We start from the raw sequence: 24302 nt of genomic DNA, 5'->3' as shown, positions 1-24302 counted from the left end.
AAATTTTAAGCTATCAGCGGCATAGCCAGTTCAAAATAAAATAGGTACATTTACAACAGCGGTACTGTATCGTTTTTAAACTGGATTAACTATATCATCGGATGCATTAAAAGGAGATTTATATGAAAGCGGCACGTTTTTACGACAAAGGCGATATTCGTATTGAAGACATCCCAGAGCCTACTGTAGAACCAGGTACGGTCGGAATCGACGTTGCTTGGTGTGGTATCTGTGGTACTGATTTGCATGAGTTTATGGAAGGTCCTATTTTTATTCCACCTTGCGGTCATCCCCACCCCATTTCAGGAGAGTCTGCCCCAATCACTATGGGCCATGAATTCTCGGGCGTCGTTTATGCTATCGGTGAGGGTGTTGATGATATTGAAATCGGTCAGCATGTCGTGGTTGAACCATATATTATCGCTGATGATGTTTCTACCGCGCCTGGTGAGAATTATCACTTATCAAAGGATATGAACTTTATCGGTTTGGGTGGTCGCGGCGGTGGCTTGTCTGAAAAAATTGCGGTCAAGCGACGCTGGGTACATCCTATCTCTAATAAAATCCCGTTAGATCAAGCAGCCTTGATTGAACCGTTAGCCGTTGGCTATCATGCTTTTGTACGTAGTGGTGCTAAAGCAGGTGACATTGCTTTGGTCGGTGGTGGTGGTCCGATTGGCTTGTTATTGTCTGCAGTTTTGAAAGCCAAGGGCATTACCGTAATTCTCACTGAATTGAGTACCAAACGCAAAGAGAAGGCTAAAGAAAGTGGCGTCGCCGATTATGTTTTAGATCCGACTGAAGTAGATTTGACTGAAGAAGTCATGAAGCTTACGGACAATCGTGGTGTAGACGTGGCCTTTGAATGTACTAGCGTCAATAAGGTGTTAGATTCGCTGGTTGAACTCACCAAACCTACTGGAGTGGTTGTGATTGTCTCTATCTGGAGTCATCCAGCCTCCGTAAATGTCCATAGCGTAGTCATGAAGGAACTTGATATACGCGGGACTATCGGCTATGTAAACAATCATCAAGAAACCATCAAATTGGTCGAAGATGGCTCGGTTAATCTTGAGCCCTTTATTACTCAACGCATCCAGTTGGATGACTTAGTTTCTAAAGGCTTTGAGACCTTAATTCATAATAATGAGTCAGCGGTGAAAATTATTGTGAACCCAAACCTGTAAATAATAAGGCAAGGGGCTAGTTGTCATAGACTAGGGCTGTTTGGCTAGGTGATCTTAATTGGTACGTTAGAATTAAGACCATCTCAAGCGGCTTGCATTCATCTAGGAAAACGTAGACACAGCAAATACCTCTGTAAGCTTTGTAAATTAAGCATTATGAAGGTATTTGCTGTCTATATATTAGAGCATGTTGTCTATTTAATGACTGCTTTATAATAACTTATACCAAGATTGAGAGTATTTACGTACATAGATTGTGTACTTGCTAGCGCTGTTCGATAACTCGCTAGTCTATTTAAATTATCCTATATAAAATTCCTTTATCCACTATAGTATTCAGAGTTTTTAGACCTTAAGCTTGTCACTAATATTTGGCAGTAACTCATTAATTTGGTGTTGCTGAAAGACCTTGGCGCCACGCGAAACGGTGGCAATACCGACCCCCAGTCTGGCACTAATCTCTCTTTGCGTCACTCCTTGATGCAGCAGCGCAAAAATCTTTAACCGATTCACTAGTTCTTGCTGTTCTTTGTCGGTCAGCAATGCTTCTAATATCTCCGACAGCTGCTCTTTATCATTAGTTTCCAGCAGCAAATCTAATAAATAATCGTATGCTCCGTTGGACGAAATGTCCTCTGTTGGCATGTTGCTCTCCTTTTTATAAAAATAAATTAAAGTGGTTGATTCTTTGCAAGTTTGCGACCGCTTCAAGCTCACCTGACGCACTGTAGGTAGTGTAGCCTGTAGTTCTACGATCTAGTTCTTGGTTCTAGAATACTTCCTAGTCCCATAATTAAATGCAAGCAATTGTAAAAATAAGCGTTAAATACTCTGAAGGTAATGCTTAAGCTTGACCTGAAATAAAACTTAGCTTAGAATAATGTTTCATTGTACTAGAACATGATAACAATTACTTTATTATATCGTACAAAACTAATCTTCAAAACGGCTTTATTAAACAGCTTTCTTAACTAATTTTCAAAAATATTGAGGTTTTAATATGACCACTGTAAATGAGGCAACTGCTACCAATAGTTACGGGCTACCTCAATTGATATTACCCAGTAATGATGGTTTGTATGGTGAGTTCGGTGGCAAGATTGCCCACCCTGATCTGGCCAAAGCCATGGATGAGATAGAAAAGGGCTTTCGTGAAATTATCAAAGATGATGATTTTATTATTGAAATGCAGCGTTTGCGCGAGACTTATATCGGTCGTCCAAGTCCTATATATCATGCCAGACGTTTAACGGAGCATTGCGGCGGGGCGCAAATTTATTTCAAGCGTGAAGATTTAAATCATACTGGTGCCCACAAGATAAATCACTGCTTGGGTGAGGTGTTACTGGCAAAAAAATTAGGCAAGACTAAGGTAATTGCAGAAACAGGAGCAGGGCAGCACGGGGTGGCACTGGCAACTGCGGCGGCCTTGATGGGTATTGAGTGCGAGATACATATGGGGGTAGTTGATATTAAAAAAGAACACCCGAACGTCAGCCGTATGAAAATTTTAGGCGCAAAAATTGTTCCCGTATCACGTGGCGCAAGTACTCTAAAAGAGGCCGTGGATAGTGCTTTTGAAGCTTATCTTGGCGAGCTAGAGACCAGTATGTTTGCGATTGGTTCTGCTTTAGGACCGGCACCCTATCCTGAAATAGTGAGTTACTTCCAATCGGTGGTTGGACGTGAAGCCCGCGCGCAGTTCTTAACCACGACTGGCAAATTACCCAATAAAGTAGTGGCCTGTGTCGGTGGCGGCTCGAACGCTATCGGTATATTTAGTGGGTTTTTGGGTGATGAAAATGTCGAGTTAGTAGGGGTTGAACCTGCTGGTGAAGGCTTAGATACCCCAAACCATGCAGCAACTATGACTCTAGGTGTTAAAGGTGAGATTCATGGTTTTAAATGTTATGTATTGCTTGATGATAAAGGCCAGCCTGCTCCCGTACATTCGATTGCTTCAGGTTTAGATTATCCTGGAATTGGGCCGCAACACTCACATTTAAGAGATGAAAAATTGGCCACTTATGAGTCTGCAACAGATGCTGAGTGCTTAGAAGCCTTTATGGCGTTGTCACGACTAGAAGGCATTATTCCAGCCTTGGAGTCTGCGCACGCCATTGCCTACGCGATGAAAATTGCCAAGGACTTACCCGCCGAGGATACTATTTTGATCAACTTATCAGGGCGTGGGGACAAAGATATTGATTTTATTTTAGATAAAGTACAGTTGTAGTCTAATATTATGGTTGTGGAGTGGGTTACTGCGAGCGTAAGCCACTCCAACGTCGCTACTCAAAGTGATTATTTAAAGTGATGATTCAACGTTATAACTGACACAAATCACGCTACTTAAACAGTCTCTATTATTATTGTCTTCCCAAGGTGAAGGTAGTGGTAACGCTGCCATTAACCGGTAGCGTGGCATTGCCCAATCGTCTCTCTTATTGCCCTTATCATCTTTGCTGGGCACTGGATACTTTTTCTTACGCTCGCGGTCGGACAGTGCGATAAAATCAAGAAAACTTTGCGCGTCTTGAGCCAAGGTACTGTTAGAGCGTTTGGATAACTGTGTCATTGCTTGTGTGTATTTGGGATCAAGAAATTCGTGTACAGCATCATCTGTCCAGCGGGTATTGTCTGAACCATAAAACAGCACATAGCGATACAGGCTAAATAAATCTTTTGCATCTTGAATAAAATAACTTTTTGGGTAACGCCGGATATAATCTTCCCAAAAGTTAGCACGGGCAATCACTTCGCTAAAAGACACTGCAACCGCCGCATCGTTCCAAAAAATATCTTGATTGTCTTTTGCCATACGCTGAATAAACTTGGCCTGTTCGTTGGGTAGATAGGGAATAAATAGCGCTGCCATCGCCTTTAAATTATGATGAAATGTGAAGATACCTTCGCCTAAATATAGCAGGCTAACGTCAGCGTTATTCGCTACTAATTCAATAAGGTAGCGTCCACGTGGGCTCAGTGTTTTTAGTTGCTTAACAGATAATCCTTGGCCTTGTTCTATGGTTGCTACTACCTCGTAAAAGTCTGCATCGTCCATATCATCATTAGACCCTAAAAAACGTCCATACAGCGCCTGATACTCCTTTAGCCACTGCAGTATTTCGACGTTATCAGTCATTGGCAAGCAAGCATTTAATTGCCGCTGGATAGCGTGAATATCTTCGATTTTACTTTTATTATCAATGGCTGTCATAGCCTCACTGAGCTTAGTGCAAACCAGCTTATCTGTTAGCTTTTTTTCAGACAGCTTTATCAACGCAGTCGCTAATGCCTTTGGGGTTTTTGCCTCTATTAGAGGTTCTGCATTTGGCTGCTCTACAGTTTGCGTGGATGTTGATTTGGTTTTGGATGTTTCTGGCAGATCAGCTGGAGGCTGGCAAGCGCTCATAGCAAATAATAGGCTTGCTCCCATCATCAGTGCTAATGTGGTCTTTTGCATAATTTGAATCCTTTAGGGTAATCTTATTAACTTAATACGGTTATAAGAGTACTTGAATAATGAGTATTATAAATATCGATATCACGTTATATGGGCGTTTTTGTTTGTAAAATATGCTTGAATAACATCATTGATCCCCTATAAAGGAAATTGAGAATTAACAGAACGCTAAGTGAATTCAATAAGTAGAACTAATTTTTACTCATTTAGCTATAAACTTTATAATGATAGACAAGGCACCTCATGGCACACGATAATTTATTCGAACCCGTCAAGATGGGTAAGCAAACTCTGAAAAACCGCATTGTTATGGCACCATTAACGCGCTTACGTGCCGTTGAACCGGGTGACGTACCAACAGCATTGGCGGGTGAATACTACTCACAACGCGCAGGCGCAGGTCTTATTATAACTGAAGCAACCCAAGTCTCGTTTCAAGCAAAAGGCTATGCAGGTGCGCCAGGTCTACATACGCAAGATCAGATGGTTGCGTGGAAAACTATCGTTGACAATGTCCATGCAAAGGGCAGTAAAATAGTTGTGCAACTTTGGCATACGGGTCTCGTTGCCCATGAGAGCGTCCAGCCTGATGGTAAAGCGCCCATCTCAGCCTCCGATATCGATGTCGGCGTACGTACTTCTCTACGCGATAGCGACAATCAAGCGATTCGTGTCGCTGCAACACCGCCGCGTCCAGCAACTATAGCTGAGATCAAGCAAGTTATTGCTGACTTTGCACAGGCGACTAAGCTTGCCCAGCAAGCAGGCTTCGATGGCGTAGAGGTTCATGGTGCTCATGGTTATTTATTACATCAATTTTGGGTTGAGCAAACCAATAAGCGCGATGATGAATACGGCGGCAGTCGCGAGAACCGTGCGCGCATAATGCTCGATGCTATCGATGCTTGTGTCGATGCTTGGGACAGAGATCACGTTGGTGTCCGTGTCTCGCCACTCGGCAGCTTCAATAATGTGGATGCCGGCTACGAAGAAGACAAAAATATCTGGTTAATCGAGCAAATCAATAAGCGTGATTTGATGTATTTGCACTTGTCTGAGCCGGATTGGGCAGGTGGTACACCATACAATGATGGTTTCCGTCAAAATATTCGCGCAGTCTTTGATAATACTATTATCGCAGCTGGTGGTTATACTGCTGAAAAAGCGGAGAGAAATGTTCGCGAAGGGTACATTGATGCCGCTGCTTTTGGCCGTGACTATATTGCCAATCCTGATCTGGCTGAGCGTATTCATCAGGGCGCCGCGCTTAATGATCAGCATCCAGAAAGCTTCTATGGTGGTGGTACAGCAGGCTATACCGATTATCCATTTTTAGACCAAGCCTAATAACTGTTTATTTATAGACAGCTGTTAAAAAAGCCACCTTGCTAGCGATAGCCAGGTGGCTTTTTTATAATAAACTTCCAATATTTAATTTTAAGCGAATATTTTAACCAAAATTACCCGTTTGATAGTCATGCAGAGTCCGCTCTAGCTCATCAGCGGTAGTCATTACAAAGGGACCATAGCTGGCAATCGGCTCACCAATCGGCTCGCCACTGAGCAGCAGTAACTTAACGGGCACTGAGACACTATCAGAGGTGACAGGATAGTTCAGTTCGATGACATCAGTAGATGAGCTGGATGACTGCTGAGACTCAGAGTTCTCAGTTTGTAGAGGTGTTGTTTGTTTGGTGGGCGCAGCAAACTGAATCAGCTTGCCAGCATCAACTAGAGTGTCATTGACAAGTAGCTCGCCCTCTTGCACCAGCAGCATAACATTGTGGCTATCAGGAACATTGAGTGTCGTGACGCCCGTGGTTAGTAGTTCAATATTCCATAAGTTAACGGGCGTAAAAGTCGTTGCAGCGCCGCGCTTATCTTGGTACTCTCCTGCGATGATAGTGGCGCTACCGATTTTTATACTATTGTCTGTAACTTGTCCATCAGCAGTGTCTTTATAAGCAGTGCCAGTAGCGTTGTCGCCAGCTTCACTAGCTTGACTATACAGATCAATAACGGGCATGTTAGTACGTCTAATCGTTTGGTGGTTTGGCGCTGTCAGTTTGTCTGCTTGTGGTAGGTTGATCCACATCTGCACCATGCTAAAGACCCCACCGTGCTGTCCAAAGTCTTTTGAGTGAAATTCTTCGTGCATGATACCGCGCCCTGCGGTAATCCATTTGACATCTCCCTCCGAAATAGTACCGCAACCACCTGCTGAATCGGCATGACTAAGCTGACCAGCATAAGCGATGGTCACTGTCTCAAAACCTCTATGTGGATGCTGACTCACCCCATACGGATGAGTATCATAATAGATATTAGGTGCAAATGTCCTTGGTAAGCCATAATCAAACAACAAAAAAGGGTCAGTGTGCTGGTAATTAAAGTCAGGATCTTCACTAAAATGACTGATCAACGTTTTTACATGAAAGCCATCACCTATCCAATGACTGGGCTTATCACCATGAACTTTTTTGATTGCACGCATGTATTACCTCATAAAATTAAGTTTATTATCGGATTAATATAAAAGATAAGCGGGAAGTTACAATCAAACTCACTGTGACGCTTTGCTTATTAGCCGGCTTCGGTTAGTAAATTAGGTTTCAATTAAACCACTTCACCGCAGACAAAGCCGCTGGCCCATGCCCACTGAAAGTTATAGCCACCAAGCCAACCGGTCACATCGAGGACTTCACCAATGAAGTACAGTCCGGCCTGATGGTTGCTTTGCATATTTTTGGAGGAGACTTCATCCGTTTTGACTCCACCGCGCGTAACCTCAGCAGTGCGATAGCCTTCAGTACCTGACGGCTTAATCCGCCAGCCATTAATGGTCGCTCCAAGCGCCGTTAAACGCTCGTCTTTAATATTGGCCAGTTCAGTATCTTTAATATCGTCCCACAGCGCCGTTTGTAGGGCGGTCAGTAGTTTTTTGGGCACGCTGTTATCGGTATAGTCAGCCAGTACCGTGCGGACCAGCTGCCTTGGGTGCGACTTTTTATGGTCTAGCAGCAGCGCAGTCATATCGATATCAGGGAGTAAGTTAATGTCAATATGTTCGCCTGTCTGCCAGTAGTTAGACAATTGCAGCATGGCAGGACCAGACAGACCACGATGGGTAAAGAGCATTGGCAGACGAAACGAGATCCGCGCATTACTCGCAATCACTGGTAAGCTAATACCTGCCAACGCACGAATCAGCTCACCGGTTTTATCGGTAAAAGTAAAGGGCACGAGACTGGCATCGATCGGGTTTAGCTTATGCCCAAATTGCTGTGCCAGCTCATAGCCTAAACCACTAGCCCCCATTGTTGGAATAGAGAGACCACCAGCCGCAACCACCAATGATTCACAGCTATAGTGAATTTGGGCGGGTTTTATCTCATTTGCAGGATCATTTTTATCCTTCTTACTGAGTTTCTTACTGGTTAAAAGCTGAAAGCGTGCCTCATCATTGTTAGCATGACTGTCATTTTGCTCAACTATTTGCACCTGCTCAATTTGAGTATTAAGTCGTACTTGCACACCAGCAGCCGCGCATTCATCAAGTAGCATTGATAAGATATCTTGTGCAGAATCATCACAAAACAGCTGCCCATGCTCGCGTTCATGATAGGCAATTTTGTGTTTTTCAACCAAGCCAATAAATTCCCAGCTGGGATAACGGCTTAGCGCTGATTTACAAAAATGTTGATTGGCACCGATAAAGTGCTCAGGTTCCACAAAATAGTTGGTAAAGTTACAGCGACCGCCCCCTGACATGAGAATTTTTTTCCCCGCTTTATTGGCATGGTCGAGTACCAACACTCGGCGTCCACGGCGACCAGCCGTAAGCGCACAGTATAGCCCCGATGCGCCAGCACCGATGATAATGACATCGTAATGGGAGTGGTTTTTTCCATTATGATTATTGTTCATAGCGGTTATTTTCCATTGCGGTTAAGTTTATAAAGCGATAGGTTTAAAAAAATATTGATTAAAAAATACTTTTACGGCTTAAAAAGAGCTGTTTAGAGTGGCTATTGTCCATATTTAATTTGGTGTTACAAGGGTTAAATAACAACCAATCTAAAAAATTTCAAATAATATCAACGACTATACAGCTACTAGTAGTAGGCAATAGGTGTACAAATGTATATTGAAACTGTGGCAATTAACGGTTGATGTCTTGCATCACTCGCCCTTATTTGTCAAACTGCTAGTAGGTGTCACACATTATGGAAGATGACCCCACATCACCGGTATAGATAACCATTATGAACGATAATTTGTACCGGTAATAATAATTAAAAAGGATTACAACCATGACTCAAAAATCATTTCCCATTGCGGCTGAGTTCGTCGCCGCCGCCAATACTAGCCCTGAACAGTATGCTGATACCTATCAAGATTCTATTAACTCGCCTGCCGCGCTTGATGCTTTTTGGGCTGAGCGTGCTGAACAAATTGACTGGATAAAAAAGCCCACTAAAATCAGTAATGTTAATTATGATTTAGATGATTTTCGCATTAAATGGTTCGAAGATGGTGAGCTTAACATTTCGGTCAACTGTCTTGATAGGCACCTAAAAACCAATCCTTATAAGCCGGCTATTATCTGGGAAGGAGACCATCCTTCCTTGCACAAGATTATATCATTTAAAGAGTTACATTCCGATGTCTGTCGCTTAGGTAACGCCATGCGTAAACTTGGGGTTACAAAAGGCGACCGGGTGACCCTTTATATGCCGATGATACCGGAAGCTATTATAGCCATGCTGGCTTGTACGCGAATTGGTGCGGTGCACTCGGTGGTATTTGGTGGCTTTTCAGCTGAAAGTCTAGGTAACCGAATCGTTGACAGTCAGTCCAAACTGGTTATTACCGCTGATGAAGGCTTGCGCGGTAATAAACGTACCCCGCTCAAAGCAAATGTCGATCGCGCGCTGGACATGGAGGGTACCGACAGTGTTAAAAATGTCATCGTGGTACACCGCACAGGTAACTCAGTACCGATGAGCGGTCGCCGCGATATTTGGTATCATACCTTGGTAGAAGGTGAAAAAGAGCAGTGCGAACCAGAAGTAATGAATGCCGAAGATCCACTGTTTTTATTATACACCTCTGGCTCTACTGGTAAGCCTAAAGGGGTATTGCATACTACTGGCGGCTATATCACCTACGCGCTGTCGACCTTTCGTGATGTTTTCGATGTTAAGGATGACGATATTTACTGGTGTACGGCTGATGTCGGCTGGGTGACTGGACATACCTATTCCACCTACGGACCGCTTGCTAATGGTACGACAACTGTAATGTTCGAAGGCGTACCAGAATATCCAACGTGGGCGCGAGTCGGTCATATTATCGATAAACATAAAATTAGTATCTTATATACGGCGCCAACGGCCATTCGCGCGATGATGAAAGAAGGCGATGCCTTTGTCCGCGAGTCTGAGCGCTCAAGTCTACGTCTACTCGGTACAGTCGGTGAGCCCATCAATCCTGAAGCGTGGGACTGGTATTACAATGTGGTTGGTAGTGGTCACTGTCCGGTTATCGATACTTGGTGGCAAACCGAAACCGGTGGTGTTTTACTAGCACCTATACCAGGTACGGTGGCGCTTAAGCCAGGCGCTGCCATGAACCCACTATATGGCATCATACCGGATGTTATGGATACTGATGGCACAGTGCTCCACGGGCCTGCTGAGGGTAATTTAGCGATTAGAAATAGCTGGCCGGGACAAATGCGTACTATTTATAATGACCATCCGCGTTTTTTAGAGACTTATTTTACCAACTATCCAGGTTATTACTTCACCGGCGATGGCGTACAGCGTGACGAAGATGGACACTACTGGATAACTGGACGTGTTGATGATGTACTCAACGTCTCAGGACATAGATTGGGCACTGCTGAGGTTGAAAGTGCTATAGATTCGCATCCTTCAACCGTCGAAGCAGCCGTGGTTGGCATGCCGCATGAGATCCGCGGAGAGGGTATTTGCGCTTTTATCATTCTCAAATTAGGCGAAATTGCCAATGACAACCTAAAAGCTGAGCTGAATCGGCATGTACGGAATGAAATTGGTCCGATTGCCAACCTAGACGCCATCTATATCGTAGAGGCCCTGCCCAAAACGCGCTCCGGCAAAATTATGCGCCGTATCTTGCGTAGCCTTGCTGCCGGACAATATATAGGATTGGGTGATCTATCCACCCTAGCTGATAGCTCGGTTATTAATCATTTGGTTGAAGTGGTCAAGGCTGAACGTAAAGTTTGCCATTAATAGATAGTGGTTATCAGAGACTCAAAATAAGCCATGTTGTTGAAGATAGCATGGCCTTGTAATGTGCTTTTTTAATAGATACAGCGTTGGATTATAATAAAACAGCTGCTTTGAATTAAGTCTTTTTAAGTTATCTAAGTTTCCTTTTTACTGATTGTTCTATATTTTATAAGGCTTATCGTCATTATGACCGACCACTCTGTCACTGATTTAAATAATACCAAAACCCACAGTTCTAATACTAATAATGGCGTAGCAAAAATAGCCATCATCGGCGGTGGGTTGACCGGTTTGTTCACTGCAACTTTGTTAGAGCGTACATTCGGTCAGCAAGCAGATCCCTCTGACCCTCAAAAACTGCCTCCACAGATAACTGTTTTTGAAAAATCACGTAGTGTTGGCCGTTTAGCAACGCGCTATCGCACTGATGAGCAGAGTGATAAAAACTGGCAATGGGCATTTGGTGCACAGTTTTTTACTGCCAAGTCAGACAGTTTTTCGCAGTTTATTGAACCGTGGTTGGGAACAGGTATGCTACAACCATGGTGCGCACAGGTGGTCAATTTAACGCCAGCCACTGAGGATGCACAACCTATCATCAATAAAAAGGAGCAATGGGATACCACCCATGCGCGTTATATTAGCACTCCGAAAATGACCAGCTGGGGTCGGGCATTAGCCGACGACCTACAATTGACTAGGGTAACGTTCAAAACCTGTGTCGCACCGCTAAGTGCTTCAAAAACTCATCAGCTACAAGAATATTCTACTCATAAAAAAACCGAGCTGTTTGATACCGAGGGTGACAGTTTAGGCTGGTTTGACTGGGTTATTTGCACCGCGCCAAATGATCAGGCGGTAGCCTTGATGGCAAATAGCAACTTTAGTGAACAAGCAAAGATTACCGAGCCCCAGATGCAGGCGTGCTATACGTTGATGTTGGGCTGGGACAGTGTGCAGCAGTTACCAGCAACTTTGAGTAGTAAGACGACCAACGCGACCAATGTTGTGCTGCCAGGGTGGGATGTGGCTTATATGCATGGTTCTATACTTGATAGAGTATTCGTTGAGCATCACAAACCGGGGCATGGCGATTTATCACCAAGCGTGACTATCCATGCGCGTAATGACTGGTCACAAGTACATGTTGATGACGATATTGAAACAGTAAAATCACAATTATTAGCTGCAGCGCAGCAAGCACTTAATTGGAATAATGATACGGCCCCTAGCCAAATAGACTGCCATCGCTGGCGTTATGCGGCAACGGTTGTTACTGACACCAATAAAGAACAAGGTATCTTAGTAGATGATAACCAACAATGGATCGTAAGTGGTGATTGGTGTGGTCAGGGCAATATAGAAAGTTGCTATAAAGCGGCTGAACAGACGGTAAAGGTTATGACTATGGCGTTGACATAAAAACCTGCGCAAATGGCTACCAAAATAGAACAGCTACTAAGAACTTCAACACTACTAAAAATTTAGATCTGTAGAGTATAGGTCGACTCTCTATTAGTGGGCCGAACACGATTTAAAGCGCTTATCTTGGATAGCGATTTTTAGTTAAACCACCATACCGACATGTTCATTGTCAACCTAGTGTCCAAGTATGTTTGTAGTGTCTGTACAATACGACTGTCCAGAGCGTTAAGTGAGCAACTATGGCACTAACCTGTCTATGAGGTAAATTATAATTCCCTGTAAGTATTAGGCTTAAAAACCACTAAAAGTATCATTGAGCTATGTCGACAATGCCGGGGCAGTTCAGTTATTTTAAATTCAGTGCTCGAAGTAATTGCTGAAGGTTTAGATAAATTAGAAGAAAATGAAAGATTAAAATTGATAGCGTTTACTACCTTTTAGAAAGTCAGAAGGAGCGCTCGAAATGGTAGAAATCCTAAGACTGGTGAGCCAGTCGATATTCCTGAACGAGTAACTATCAAAGTGACCATAAGTGAGAATTTAATAGACTCGAGGAGCTGAAACCTGATTTTAAATCCATAGGTCGAGTTTTATGTTGTATGGCGTTTTGCCATATATTTGCCCAGTAAGGGCAAGCAAAATGCTGGTAATTGAAAAGCACCCAGTAACGGTAAAAACACTGCACCCATAAAGGGTGCGGTTATGGTGTAAGCAAGTAATACATTGCGTCCGCCACACACTAGCGCAGCGACAATGGCGTTTTCATAGCCAAAACGTCGATATATTATATAAGCGCTAAAATAAAACACCAATGCCAATACAGAACTTAGCGCTAGTAATAACAACGCTTGCCACGGATCATGGTCAAAAGTGGTACGAAATCCTGCCATCAGTCCCAGTGGAAACAACATCAGCAGTAAAATATTAAACTGCCCAATTTTGGGATAATAACGTGACAAAATAGCCGGTGAAACGAACCGGCGCACCCCCACAGCTAGCACCATTGGCATAAGGATATAAACTAACAAGCGATTGACATAAACACCAACGTCTACATGCGCATTTTCATCGCCTAATAGCCACAATACGCCTAATAATGTACATGGCATAATGAGCGTGGCAGCGATAGTTTTTGCCGTCGCCAGTTGCGCATCAAACCCCACCGCATTGACCAATGCACCACTACCAAACAATGGGGCAGTGGCACCAAGACCTGCAATAGCCAATAGCCAATCGCCACGTACGCCGAGCGCATAAGCAATTAATATTAAAACTAGACTCATACCCCCGCTTTGTAACAAGGCAAAAACCCACACATAGCTTGTCGCTATACGTTTTAACAGCGCATATTGGTCGATGCCCAGTAAAGTAAAAAACATCAAGAAGAACAGTATTTGGGGTAAATATACTAATACCGCATTGGATAAGTTTGGAAAAAAAAAGCCCACAATTGCGCAAACTGGCATAATTACTGTGCTATGACGCGCAATAAAACGAAGAAGCATGACTGAACCGTCCTGGGATTGTTAGAGACTTGAGACTCTCCAATTAGGGATTTTATGCATACTAACTTAACAACGAGTGATACGTTCTTTTAAAGTATTTGAGTATTACTTCGTTTCTTTAGCTATCACAGCTATCAGCTGACGCGAGCACTTAGCAGTAGCTTGTATTTCGGAATAGCTATGCCCAGATTTTAGCAGACTAGCGATAACTTTACGCTTCTCGGTATCTTTCCTATGTCCTAAATATTTACCTTCTGTCTTAGCACGAGCGATACCTCGCATCTGACGGTTACGTCGATCTTTATAGTCTTTTCTAGTAATAGCTGCGAGCATATCCAGCATCATCGAATTGATGGACTGCAATACGCTGCTCATAAATTTAGTGCTGCTCTCAGATTGAAGCGCCATATACGAGGTAGGTAGCTCTTTTGATACGATAGATAGCTTTTTTCTGATAGCATTCTTTTGAGAGTATCCCAATCAGCTTGGTTCAAACGCGCCAAGCGATCAATCTGCTCAACTAAGATCAGATCGACTTCGTGAGCATCATCGATCAGCTGCATTAACTGTGGACGTATCAAAGTTGCGCCTGATTCGTTTTCGACATAGAAGGCGGCGATTTTGTGGCCATGATCTTTGGCAAATGCTATGAGCTCATTCTTGGCACGCTTAGCATCTTGCTCTTTGGTTGACGCTCGTAGATACGCTCTGATAGACATAATCGTCTGCGCAGTTTGTTATAAATGGTTCCATTATATCAGTCTATTTTAAGTGGTCTATTAATAGGTTTAAAGGCTGAAATAACTGGTTCCACTGGGGTATACCTATGGCAAAGCAATCATATTCTTTATTTACAAAGCCCTTGCTATAAGTGATAGCTTATTCATAATGTAATTTCGGCCGATAACTCCATATCTTCTACCTTCTATAACGATATCAAAAGATATAGCTGAGTTATCGATCTGCTTGAGTTCCATGATTATATAGTCAATTTCCTTTAAAAATGTTATAAACTAAACCAACTAACCTATTACTATTATAAATACTCATGACTTATTCACTAGATTTTCGCAAACAAGTCCTTAAAAGCTTGGACGGGGGTATGACCTTTGCTCAGGCGGTTGATTTCTATGATCTTAGTCCAACCACCATACAAAACTGGAAGCGGCGTGTCCACAGCAAAACAACAAGGCAAACTAAACCTCATAAGATAAGCGATGACGTTCTGCTCAATGATGTTAAAGAGCATCCTGACGATTACCAGTATGAGCGAGCTCGTCGATTAAACTGTAGCCCATCAGGCATTTATCACGCCTTAAAGCGCTTAGGTATTAGCAAAAAAAAAGACCTTAGAGCATCCAAAAGCTTGCCCCCTAAAGAGAGCTAAGTATCTAAGCAAACTCAACGACTATATCACTCAAGGCTTTGCTATTGTATACATGGATGAAAGCGGCTTTGAGTCTGAAACCCTGCGTCCCTTTGGCTATGCACCCATTGGAACCCCATGCATTGATAGCTATAACTGGCAAGGTAAAAAAAGAACCAACGTTATTGGTGCTTTATATGAAAAGATACTGTTTGCGCTTGATTACTTTAATAAGAATATCAATGGCGACATATTCTACAACTGGTGCAAATATACCTTAATTCCAAGCCTTAAACGTAAGTGCGTGATTGTGATGGATAACGCAAGCTTTCATAAACGTGTGAAAAGACTGCTTAACAGGCATGGTCACAGGCTTCTATTCTTACCCCCTTATAGCCCTGACTTAAACCCTATTGAGAAAAAATGGGCACAAGCAAAGTTTCTACGCCAAGGATGGATGGAAAACGACTTATCTAAATTGTTTTATGATATTAATCCTTGTCATAACACTTTTATTTTGAATTGACTATAGAAGGATTTTCGTTAACAAATTTTAATAGCTCTACATAATAAACATCGTCAATAGTTATAGCCAATTCTTTTGGGTTTTTAGCTAAGAAGTTTGCTGTATAGACAATAACATTGAAAAACTTATACTTCTTTTTGCGAAAATTGTTGAATTTATATCGCAACCAAATAAATATAATTACACAAATGGCAACTATCCCTAATATTTCCATAAATAAACCTTATTATTTTGAATGTAGTACATCATTATGCTTAAAAAGGTTACTATTTTACTCATTCCGCTTGAACATTGTTTAATTAAAAGGCTATCAAAGTGGATAACGAGATTTAAAAGCCAGCATAGCTATCGCCTCTGCACCACGTTTAGCTAAAATTAATGTGAGACAATATGAAAAATAGTCTCTCGCAATAGTTGTATCCAAGGCTCTCTCTCTATGAGCAATATCAAATGAGTCTAAATTAGCAGCTTCTTCACCTACCAATATAATAAAATTTGTTTTAGATACCTCCCTATTTAATATTACTCCATTTCTCAATCCATTCTTAGGCAAAATTCCTTGTCGTTCTAGACTTTTACCTGCAAATAGAATCAAACTGTGTGACATTTTTTCCCTTTGTTTTGCATTACTATGTTCTAGAACACCTAACCATTCAGACATTGATCTTAAACCAACTTCATTTGCATCTTGATATTTCTTCAGAGCAAATATTATATAAACAACAGCACCACCAGCAATCATCCAAATAATCGCCATTATTATATCCTCTCAATTAAATTTATCTCAAAATCCTATTACTCTAAGACAAATTAAGCACTATTTAAAAAATTTTCAGGTATCTAATTGGTAGGTAGCAGTTACACACTTTTTAGTAAAGTCTCACTACATGTACACCATGAAGTACACTGTGACTATTTCAGCGAGTTAAAACATTGATATCATTAGAATAAAGCCAAGGCTTCAATTCCTAACTAGGGTAGGGTACCGTGCTCATGAAAGCACCCTATAGTCTCATTATGCCATTCTCAATCAAATTACTATTAAGTTAACTATTGAGCAGAAAAATGCGTTTAAAAAGATAGATAATACTTAATATCAAATGCTGAGGCTTATTTGTAGCTACATAATTATATGGTGGTCAAACTATCAAAAATTAATTCAGATGGTAATCAAAGTGGTGGTCAGTTATTAAAATTTAATATATAAAACTTCATATATCAGTGGTTTAATAGACAAAAAAAGGCCCACAAAGGAGAGACTGTGGGCTGAGGAAAACTGAGTATGTAGCTGACTACAGGTTCAGTGGTTGTTACTTATTATTATTGGTTTTTTAACGCTATTGATTAACAAAGAGCCTAGATTGGTAAGTCAGCTGTTTTTTATGCTTGTTAATGAGTTCAGTGTACAAGTGTTGTTGATTCCTATTTATAATAACGGAAGTTATGCTTATTACGTTAGTGAAATTACATAACGTTACGTTTAAATAGTTTTAAAAAAATGAATTCACTATTTTATTGAGTTTTTCTTATTATCAATGTGCATACAGAGAGCACATGACGGCATGGGCGAAAAATGCTAAGCTAACCACCATTCTTACGTTTACATTGAAATGGCTTTGTCATGACTGAGAGCACACACCTGCAAGCACAAGATACGAAAAGCATCTTTAATTTGCCCAATAATTTGACCATCGCGCGTATTTTAATGATTCCATTATTTGTTGCGATTGCGTATTGGCCGCCAGCAATGGGTATTGGCATGCCTGCGATTTCGGATAATGTTATCGCGCGGGTGGGGATGAGTGAGTTTAGCGATAGCCTGCTACGCCATTTGTTGTTGACTGGAATATTTGTTATTGCAGCAATTACTGATTGGCTTGATGGTTATTTTGCCCGTAAACTTAATATGATGTCAGCCTTTGGGCGGTTTTTGGATCCAGTCGCTGACAAGCTCATGGTAGCCGCGGCGCTCATTATCTTGGTCCAGTGGCACCCTAACATCATCATGGCGATTGCCGCGATTGTGATCATCTCTCGTGAGATTGCAGTATCTGCGCTGCGTGAATGGATGGCAGAACTGGGCAACCGTACTAGCGTGGCGGTCTCTTATGTCGGTAAACTTAAAACTACCTTTCAAATGATTGCTATTTCTGTACTACTGCTAAACTGGGAGTCGCTGGAGATGATTGGTTATATCTTAATGGTAGCCGCGGTCATTCTGACCTTATGGTCGATGTTCATTTATCTTAAAGCCGCCTGGCCTTATCTTAAGCAAAGTGGTTAATCAGTGGTTACTTCAGCCTATTTGCCTTATCAGCACTGTTACGTAAATAATCACTTTATAAGTGAAGCGTTTTTATAACCACTCTCGTTAGATATTTGATTCAGTAAGCCTATTGGTTTTCTTTATAATTAATATGAAAATGTAAGGATGTACATGCTCTTACATCCTTATTACAATTTGTCTAAATCCTAGTCAAGTATCAAGTGAGGTGCTAATGCTCTCTATAACTGTCTATTCTGACTTTGTTTGTCCCTTTTGTATGCTCGGTGAACAGGTACTAACTGACGCAATTGGTAACAAGGACATCTCTATTAATTGGCGCGCTTTCGAGCTGCGCCCTTATCCAGTAGCAACACTGAGACCGGAAGATTCTTATCTGCCTACTATTTGGCAGCAGTCAGTTTATCCTCTCGCTGAACGCTTGGGCGTATCCATGCAGCTACCGACTATTTCGCCGCAACCGCGAACAGATAAAGCATTTGAGCTGCTAGTGATGGCTCAAGATAAGGGTCTGGATCACGAGTATTCGATGCGAGTCCTTCGAGCTTTTTTTCAAGAAAATCTTGATATCGGCGATCCTGAAGTTCTAGTAACGCTTGCTGCCGATGTAGGCCTTAATGCTAAAGACGCTAGGCAGGCGCTTGAAAATGGTATTTATACTGATCGGCACCGTGAGGCTTTGCGTCATGCCCGCGAGGATATGGCAATTACTTCCGTGCCTACTATCGTGGTCGGCAAACAAGTCTTTCGCGGAACCCCCTCTATATCACAATTGCGCGAGGCAATCGACCTGCTCGAAGCTTAAAGAGATACTAGTCTTGACCTTGAAAAGCTTTCTCATTCATAACTCAGAATCGCTATAATTCTTAATATTTATACCCGCATAAAAAAAACGCCAGTAGCGATAAGCTTACTGGCATTTTATATATATTACTCGTCTACAGTCAAAACATTGCTCTGTCTGCTATCGACTATTTCTTTATATCCCCTTTCAGCATGAAACACTATTTTTAGACATTAATAGCGGTCAATTATAGCTACTAGTGGCTAGTGATGACACCCCATTCTCACTACGTCACTGTTGTTGTGATATTGCTTTATAAAAATTCTAGTTGATAAAAGCAGTAATTTATAATGATACAGAGAAAGTCTCACCGATATCTTTAGCTGTTTTGCCTTCTTGTGCCGCTGCTACTGCCATCTTAAACATGTTTACAGTAGAGCTACCGCTTATCCAACACTCTGCGCCATGTGGTACCACTTTAATCAGTTGAACACTTTCATCTTCTTTACCCTGTTCAAAAAAAGCACTATCCATTGGTGACCATAGTTCTTCCAACTTATCTTTGTCATCTGATAATTCGGCATTACCACTAATTGAGACGTAGTTTTTGGCATCCTGACTCGCATAAGTAAGTCCAATTCTAGCGTCATCCTGAATATTTTTTACCAGGTCTGAGGTTTTATCACCGATGAACCAAATTTCTTTTACATCCAGACTGGTTTCAGTGGTGGTCATAGGCCAGGCATGAATGTCGCCTTTTTTATTAGTGGTACTCATCATGGCAAACTTTATGTCTTTTGTTAGCTCTTGAATTTTATCGATATGATCTTGTCTACTCATAGTGTTTATCCCTAATTCATTATAATGCTTACATTAAAATACTTTGATTGCCGTTGTTTGAAAATATTTGAATCTAAAGTAAAGACTTTATTCTTAATACGTAACTTAACAAGTACAAGTAAGCGGCAGCCTTGCATCTAGATTTAGGATAGCGAGTTATGGGCATAGGTTTATATAGCTTGCTAGTAATACGATGTGAGCGTTTGTAAGGTACACAAGTGTTTGGTAAAGCGCACTATAGTTTTATGCAGATGTGGATTAAAAGCGTCTAGTATTGACAGTGAAGGTTTAATTTTTTCTAAAAATTAAACCTTAGGTAGACAGATAAAGGATGAATTTATGGCGGTTTGACCCTGTTTCTTATGAGGCTTCTTGTTATAATGTGCAAACCATTTACTTTACATGGCAGTGATGCCAAATCTATCCTAATCCCACGGAATATGCCTTTATGATGACCATCGCCGGACAACCGTTTTTGACCGATTTTCAAACGCAGCAACTCATCAGCCAGTTTCAGCAAAAAACCAATCTCAATATCACCCAAATTAACACCCAACAAGTCTATGTACTGTCACGGGAATTAGACGGTGATGAGCATAAAAAGGCATTAGATTTGTTGGGTATCAATAAAGGGGCTGATGGCAATACTGAAGTTACTTCGCCAGAAGACAAGCAATTACAGGTAATTGTTGGTCCACGCTTTGGTACGATATCGCCATGGGCAAGCAAAGCGACTGATATTTTTAATAATTGTGAAATTAAAATTAATCGCGTTGAGCGAGTTATTGTTTATACCCTAACAGTCGACGGCGAGGTTAGTGAAAAACTACCTAAAGTCGCCGAGCAGTTATTATTTGACCGTATGACCCAAAGCTTGGTTTACGATTTAGCAGAGACCAGTAAATTATTTGACGACCAACCGCCAGCATCGCTTAACCATATTGATGTGATTGGGGAAGGGCGCGAAGCATTAGAGTCTGCTAATACAGAATTTGGTTTTGCATTGTCTAGTGAAGATATTGACTATTTAATGCATGCGTATGTCAATGAGCTACAGCGCAATCCGACTGACGTTGAGCTGATGATGTTCGCGCAGGCTAACTCTGAGCATTGCCGTCATAAAATCTTTAATGCACAGTGGACGATTGATGGTGAAGTCCAAGCCAAATCATTATTCCAAATGATTAAGAATACTTATAAAGCCAATCCACAAGGTATTTTGTCTGCTTATAAAGACAACGCCGCAGTGATGGCAGGCTCTGAAGGCTGGCGCTTTTATCCAGTTCCTGAAAATGCTCAAGATGAAAATTCAGCACATCCGTATAAATTTCATCAAGAAGAAATCGATATCTTAATGAAGGTCGAAACCCACAATCACCCAACGGCGATTGCTCCTTATGCGGGCGCGGCGACTGGCGCTGGTGGTGAGATTCGTGACGAAGGCGCAACCGGTCGTGGCGGTAAACCAAAAGCAGGCTTGACTGGCTTTCATGTGTCACATCTCCATATTCCTGAGCTAGCAGAAAAGTGGGAGCAGTCAGGCACGGTTAGTACAAAAGACTATGGTACGCCCGATCGTATGGCCACCAGCCTTGAGATCATGACCGAGGCTCCTTTAGGCAGTGCCAACTTCTCTAATGAATTTGGGCGTCCGAACTTGTGCGGTTATTTCCGTAGCTTCCAGCTTGATACTTCACCGGCCAAAGATGGCAGCCAAATGCGCGGCTATCATAAGCCGATTATGCTGGCTGGTGGCTATGGCAATATCAAACGCAACTTAATTGAAAAAAATAGCATTCAGCAAGGTGATTTACTCATCGTCCTTGGTGGTCCAGCCATGCAAATTGGTCTCGGTGGCGGTGCAGCATCTTCGGTTGATAGTGGTTCATTAGACGAAGGCTTGGACTTTGCCTCTGTACAGCGTGATAACGCGGAAATGGAACGTCGCTGCCAAGAAGTGATGGATCGTTGCTGGGCACTAGCGGGTAATGATGTCGATATTAGTAATGCTGGTAAAGACGGCAACCCTATTGTTTCTCTCCATGATGTCGGCGCAGGTGGCTTGTCAAATGCGATGCCAGAATTGGTTAATGACCATGAAATGGGTGCGCATCTAAACCTACGTCGTATTCCGTCATTAGAAGCTGGCATGTCACCAATGGCGATTTGGTCGAATGAAGCGCAAGAGCGTTATGTGTTGGCAATTCATCCAGAAAGTGAAGCGCAGTTCGATGCGATTTGTGCCCGTGAGCGCTGCCCGTATGCCATCTTAGGCACGGCAACTGATGTCCGTCAGCTGATCGTTGATGATACATTGTTAACGGAACAGCCAGTCGATATGCCTATGCAAGTATTGCTTGGTGGCACGCCGCAGATGAAACGTCACTTTAGCCGTTCCGAAACCACCTTGCCAGCGTTGGAACTGGCTGATGTTAATTTAGCCGAATCTATTACTGATGTCTTGCGTCATCCTACCGTTGCTAGCAAGTCGTTCCTGATCAGTATTGGTGACCGTTCTATCTCTGGCATGGTGGTGCGCGATCAATATGTTGGTCGCTATCAAGTACCGGTTGCTGATTGCGCAGTGACTGCTTCTGGCTTGCTTAATCTCGATGGTCAACCAATGAGCGGTGAAGCCATGAGTGTCGGTGAACGTACGCCGGTCGCCTTGATTAGCCCAACCGCCTCTGCACGCATGGCCGTTGGTGAAGCCATTACCAATATTGCTGGCGCGCGCATTGCTCAGCTATCAGATATCACCATGTCAGCAAACTGGATGGCTGCTTGCGGTGATGACGCGGAAGATGCGGCATTATTTGATGCGGTTCATGCGATTGGTGAAGAATTATGTCCGGCACTCGGTATCGCTATTCCAGTGGGTAAAGATTCGCTATCTATGCGTGCCAATTGGACAGATAAGGACACAGAATCAGGTTCACAAGACAAATCAGTGGTCTCACCAATGAGCTTGGTCATTACTGCTTTTGCGCCAGTGATTGATGTGGCACAAACGCTAACTCCTGAGCTGATTAACGGAGATAGTGCGTTTTATCGGATTGATCTGTCTAAAGGAAAATTGCGTTTAGGCGGTTCAATCCTTGCGCAAACGTTGAGCCAATTAGGCAATGACTGCCCAGATTTAGCGCAACCTAGCGACTTGGTTGATTTCTTTAACTTTATCCAAGCGGGTAATGCGCAAGACGTTATCAGTGCCTATCACGATATCGGTGATGGTGGCTTATTAGCAACTATCGCTGAGATGCAATTTACCAGTCGCCAAGGTATCAAGCTGTCATTGACCGATGATAACTTATTGGGTCAACTGTTCAGTGAAGAGTTGGGCGCGGTTATCCAAGTTATGCCGGAAGACGTGCCAGCATTAATGCAATTGGCAGAAGAATTTAATGTCAGTGATATGCTCAGCCTAGTTGGTCAAAGCGTAGAGGAAGAAAGCCTGCTGATCCAGACCCCAACAATGATGGGCGATGATACGCTAAGCTTTAGCCGTGGTAAGTTACAGCAAGAATGGAGTCAGGTCAGCTATCAAATCGCCCGTCGCCGTGATAACCCTGCTTGCGTGCAACAAGAATACGACTTGATTACTGATAGCCGTCATCAAGGTCTGATTGCCACGCCAAACTTTGATTTGAGCCAAGCGATTGAAGCCCCTTACCTCAATAGCCGTGCCAATAAACCAAAAGTCGCTATCTTACGTGAACAAGGCGTTAATGGTCAGTTAGAAATGGCAGCAGGCTTTACTCAAGCTGGCTTTGAAGCAGTAGACGTGCACATGAGCGACTTGCTAAAAGGCCGTATTAATCTACGCGATTTTGAAGGTTTAGTGACTTGTGGCGGCTTTAGCTACGGCGACGTATTGGGCGCAGGCTCAGGCTGGGCGAACTCTATCTTGTTCCATGACGACTTGCGCATGCAGTTTGTCCGCTTCTTTGCCCGTCCTGAAACCTTTACCCTGGGCGTCTGTAACGGCTGTCAGATGATGGCGCAGTTGAAGGACTTGATCCCTGGTGCAGAGAATTTCCCACGTTTTATCGCCAATAAATCGGCTCGCTTCGAAGCGCGTACGGTCAACGTAAAAGTCGAGCGCACCAAATCAGTATTATTTAAAGGTATGCAAGACAGTATCCTACCGATTGCAGTTGCGCATGGCGAAGGCTTTGCCACGCTTAATGCCACAGAAATTGACGGTATGGCTAAGCATGGTCAACTTGCCATGCGCTTTGTGGACAGTCAAGGTCAGCCAACTGAGACGTATCCGCTCAATCCAAACGGTTCGGTCGGCGGCGTCACGGGTCTTTGTAGCACCGACGGTCGCGTCACCATCATGATGCCGCATCCTGAGCGTACGCTACGCGCGTACAATCACAGCTGGAAACCGGCTGTCTGGGATGAAGATGGCGCGTGGATGCGGATGTTCCGTAATGCGCGGGCGTGGGTAAGATAGGTTTCGTTAAGATTATTTGAGCTGTTTTAGATAATAAAAAAAGGTGGGCTTAGGCTCACCTTTTTTGTGTTTGGGATTTGGTTTTTAAAGTAGGGGAGCTGATTCCCGCCTTCCGCTTGTATCTGCCAGTCTGGGTGAGGCGCTGGCTACAGTTTGGGTCGTCGCTTGCTCCGCGT

At 42.8% G+C, this 24302-nt stretch carries 18 protein-coding genes and 2 pseudogenes; 11 read left to right on the top strand and 9 right to left on the bottom strand.

Annotated elements, in window-relative coordinates; translation table 11 throughout:
- Nucleotides 1–122: 122 nt before the first annotated feature.
- Entirely contained in the window at nucleotides 123–1187 is a 1065-nt protein-coding gene (locus H4W00_RS01365) for a 2,3-butanediol dehydrogenase (RefSeq protein ID WP_209955706.1), read from the top strand.
- Between the two features lie 345 nt (nucleotides 1188–1532).
- On the opposite strand, the gene H4W00_RS01360 is transcribed toward H4W00_RS01365, so the two are convergent.
- A complete protein-coding gene (locus tag H4W00_RS01360; protein ID WP_209955704.1) occupies nucleotides 1533–1832 on the bottom strand; it encodes a Trp family transcriptional regulator in 300 nt (99 codons plus the stop codon).
- A gap of 355 nt (nucleotides 1833–2187) precedes the next feature.
- On the opposite strand from H4W00_RS01360, the gene trpB reads away from it, so the two are divergent.
- On the top strand, nucleotides 2188–3423 hold the full coding sequence (trpB, locus tag H4W00_RS01355; protein WP_209955702.1) for a tryptophan synthase subunit beta: 1236 nt from the start codon (nucleotides 2188–2190) through the stop codon (nucleotides 3421–3423).
- 72 nt (nucleotides 3424–3495) lie between these two features.
- Here the strand turns inward: trpB and H4W00_RS01350 are convergent, their stop codons facing one another.
- Entirely contained in the window at nucleotides 3496–4653 is a 1158-nt protein-coding gene (locus H4W00_RS01350) for a hypothetical protein (protein ID WP_209955701.1), read from the bottom strand.
- A 243-nt stretch (nucleotides 4654–4896) separates the two neighbouring features.
- On the opposite strand from H4W00_RS01350, the gene H4W00_RS01345 reads away from it, so the two are divergent.
- Nucleotides 4897–6000 (top strand): alkene reductase, encoded by a 1104-nt coding sequence (locus H4W00_RS01345; protein ID WP_209955699.1) that lies wholly within the window; start codon nucleotides 4897–4899, stop codon nucleotides 5998–6000.
- Nucleotides 6001–6103: 103 nt separating this feature from the next.
- Here the strand turns inward: H4W00_RS01345 and H4W00_RS01340 are convergent, their stop codons facing one another.
- Together H4W00_RS01340 and H4W00_RS01335 are read right to left on the bottom strand one after the other, a co-directional pair.
- A complete protein-coding gene (locus tag H4W00_RS01340; RefSeq protein WP_209955698.1) occupies nucleotides 6104–7147 on the bottom strand; it encodes a pirin family protein in 1044 nt (347 codons plus the stop codon).
- A 122-nt stretch (nucleotides 7148–7269) separates the two neighbouring features.
- Nucleotides 7270–8580 carry an NAD(P)/FAD-dependent oxidoreductase gene (locus H4W00_RS01335; RefSeq protein WP_209955696.1) on the bottom strand — a complete coding sequence of 437 codons (1311 nt, stop codon included), beginning with the start codon at nucleotides 8578–8580 and terminating at the stop codon, nucleotides 7270–7272.
- A gap of 386 nt (nucleotides 8581–8966) precedes the next feature.
- On the opposite strand from H4W00_RS01335, the gene acs reads away from it, so the two are divergent.
- From acs to H4W00_RS12690, 3 genes and pseudogenes are all read left to right on the top strand, one after another.
- Nucleotides 8967–10934: an acetate--CoA ligase gene (gene acs, locus H4W00_RS01330; RefSeq protein ID WP_209955693.1), complete on the top strand. Its 1968-nt coding sequence runs from the start codon at nucleotides 8967–8969 to the stop codon at nucleotides 10932–10934.
- Nucleotides 10935–11120: 186 nt separating this feature from the next.
- On the top strand, nucleotides 11121–12356 hold the full coding sequence (locus tag H4W00_RS01325) for an NAD(P)/FAD-dependent oxidoreductase (RefSeq protein WP_209955692.1): 1236 nt from the start codon (nucleotides 11121–11123) through the stop codon (nucleotides 12354–12356).
- Between the two features lie 462 nt (nucleotides 12357–12818).
- Nucleotides 12819–12920, top strand: a pseudogene (locus tag H4W00_RS12690) (HU family DNA-binding protein); the annotation flags it as partial.
- A 29-nt stretch (nucleotides 12921–12949) separates the two neighbouring features.
- Here H4W00_RS12690 and H4W00_RS01315 read toward each other — a convergent pair.
- The 3 genes from H4W00_RS01315 to H4W00_RS12680 all read right to left on the bottom strand — a co-directional run bounded on the left by H4W00_RS01315 (nucleotide 12950) and on the right by H4W00_RS12680 (nucleotide 14583).
- The gene (locus H4W00_RS01315; protein ID WP_334684839.1) at nucleotides 12950–13825 is read right to left on the bottom strand and encodes a lantibiotic ABC transporter permease; all 876 of its coding nucleotides are present in this window, start codon (nucleotides 13823–13825) and stop codon (nucleotides 12950–12952) included.
- Between the two features lie 144 nt (nucleotides 13826–13969).
- Complete coding sequence (locus H4W00_RS12685; RefSeq protein ID WP_442966419.1) at nucleotides 13970–14239, bottom strand: hypothetical protein; 270 nt, start codon at nucleotides 14237–14239, stop codon at nucleotides 13970–13972.
- A complete protein-coding gene (locus tag H4W00_RS12680) occupies nucleotides 14236–14583 on the bottom strand; it encodes a recombinase family protein (RefSeq protein ID WP_442966418.1) in 348 nt (115 codons plus the stop codon). Before H4W00_RS12680 ends, H4W00_RS12685 begins: the two co-directional genes overlap by 4 nt.
- A 329-nt stretch (nucleotides 14584–14912) precedes the next feature.
- On the opposite strand from H4W00_RS12680, the gene H4W00_RS12530 reads away from it, so the two are divergent.
- Together H4W00_RS12530 and H4W00_RS12525 are read left to right on the top strand one after the other, a co-directional pair.
- Entirely contained in the window at nucleotides 14913–15251 is a 339-nt protein-coding gene (locus H4W00_RS12530) for an IS630 transposase-related protein (protein WP_334684838.1), read from the top strand.
- A gap of 13 nt (nucleotides 15252–15264) precedes the next feature.
- Nucleotides 15265–15756, top strand: a pseudogene (locus H4W00_RS12525) (IS630 family transposase); the annotation flags it as partial.
- A 310-nt stretch (nucleotides 15757–16066) separates the two neighbouring features.
- Here H4W00_RS12525 and H4W00_RS01300 read toward each other — a convergent pair.
- Nucleotides 16067–16513 carry a hypothetical protein gene (locus H4W00_RS01300; RefSeq protein WP_209955687.1) on the bottom strand — a complete coding sequence of 149 codons (447 nt, stop codon included), beginning with the start codon at nucleotides 16511–16513 and terminating at the stop codon, nucleotides 16067–16069.
- Between the two features lie 864 nt (nucleotides 16514–17377).
- Here H4W00_RS01300 and pgsA point away from each other — a divergent pair.
- Together pgsA and H4W00_RS01290 are read left to right on the top strand one after the other, a co-directional pair.
- Entirely contained in the window at nucleotides 17378–18040 is a 663-nt protein-coding gene (gene pgsA, locus H4W00_RS01295; RefSeq protein WP_209955685.1) for a CDP-diacylglycerol--glycerol-3-phosphate 3-phosphatidyltransferase, read from the top strand.
- 214 nt (nucleotides 18041–18254) lie between these two features.
- Nucleotides 18255–18845, top strand: a complete 591-nt coding sequence (locus H4W00_RS01290) for a DsbA family oxidoreductase (RefSeq protein WP_209955683.1) — start codon at nucleotides 18255–18257, stop codon at nucleotides 18843–18845.
- A gap of 324 nt (nucleotides 18846–19169) precedes the next feature.
- On the opposite strand, the gene H4W00_RS01285 is transcribed toward H4W00_RS01290, so the two are convergent.
- Nucleotides 19170–19664 carry a pyridoxamine 5'-phosphate oxidase family protein gene (locus tag H4W00_RS01285; RefSeq protein WP_209955681.1) on the bottom strand — a complete coding sequence of 165 codons (495 nt, stop codon included), beginning with the start codon at nucleotides 19662–19664 and terminating at the stop codon, nucleotides 19170–19172.
- A gap of 448 nt (nucleotides 19665–20112) precedes the next feature.
- Here H4W00_RS01285 and purL point away from each other — a divergent pair, with 448 nt between their 5' ends.
- On the top strand, nucleotides 20113–24126 hold the full coding sequence (purL, locus tag H4W00_RS01280; protein ID WP_209955678.1) for a phosphoribosylformylglycinamidine synthase: 4014 nt from the start codon (nucleotides 20113–20115) through the stop codon (nucleotides 24124–24126).
- The last annotated feature ends 176 nt before the right edge of the window (nucleotides 24127–24302 follow it).

This window comes from Psychrobacter sp. PL19, assembly GCF_017875835.1.
Classification (GTDB): domain Bacteria; phylum Pseudomonadota; class Gammaproteobacteria; order Pseudomonadales; family Moraxellaceae; genus Psychrobacter.
This window is presented reverse-complemented; position numbering and strand designations above follow the sequence as displayed.